Here is an 813-nt window from a genome sequence, read left to right on the forward strand (position 1 = left end):
ACCGCAACCGCGCAATTTCTGCCGCTTTTCGGCGGAATCGTGTCGATCGATGGTAGTGTTTCGTTTTCCGAGACACCCATAGATCGCATACCGATGCCTCCGTTTCTCTCAAACGTCGCCGGCAGCTACGCGATCCTGATCACGGACGAGTCGATGCGGCCCGAATTTCGGATCGAAGACATCGCGCTGGTGAATCCGCACTTGCCGCCCGTCCCGGACAAGCCTTGCCTCTTCCGTTCCGCTCTGTCGGGAGGGACGGGTTGCGTGCGCGTCTTGATCCGCGAGACCGGCACTCATTGGGTGGTCGGCCGACATAATCCGGTCGGGCAGGACAAGCTGCCGAAAGCAACATGGCCTCACTGCCATCGGATTGTCGGCCGCTACAACCGATAACGACGTACCTTTTCATTTGACGCGGGTACCCGCATACGAGTAATGTTTCCCCATCAGCCGCGGGGAGACACTGCCATGTCCCACACCACCACCCAGCCCGTCCCGGCCGATGCGCGGCAGGCGGAGCTGTTCGCGATGTTCGAAGCCATGAGCTTCGACAACATGCTCGAGATGTACGAGATCGCGGTCGCCAACGAGGACGAGGACATCGTCGCCGCGGCCGATGCCTGGAACGGCCACCACTGACGAGACGGGGAGGGCGCGAGCCCTCCCCTTTTTTTCAGCCGCCGAGCCAGCGCACCATGGACACGATCAGCACCACCAGCAGCACCACGGCAGCACGGACGAGCACGCGCCGTCCGGTGCGTTCGATCCGGAGCATCGCTCACCTCGCGAGCGGCCGCCGCACGGCCGCCCGTG

Annotated in this window: 2 protein-coding genes; both read left to right on the forward strand. The window is 63.2% G+C overall.

All coding sequences use genetic code 11. From position 1 onward, the window contains the following. Positions 1-393: helix-turn-helix transcriptional regulator (locus ABTU92_RS29510; protein ID WP_408095103.1), on the forward strand; the 393-nt coding region annotated here is incomplete at its 5' end. A gap of 75 nt (positions 394-468) precedes the next feature. Then, a complete protein-coding gene (locus ABTU92_RS29515) occupies positions 469-639 on the forward strand; it encodes a hypothetical protein (RefSeq protein ID WP_408095104.1) in 171 nt (56 codons plus the stop codon). Positions 640-813 lie beyond the last annotated feature (174 nt).

This window comes from Rhodoplanes sp. SY1 (genome assembly GCF_046000175.1).
GTDB lineage: Bacteria > Pseudomonadota > Alphaproteobacteria > Rhizobiales > Xanthobacteraceae > Rhodoplanes.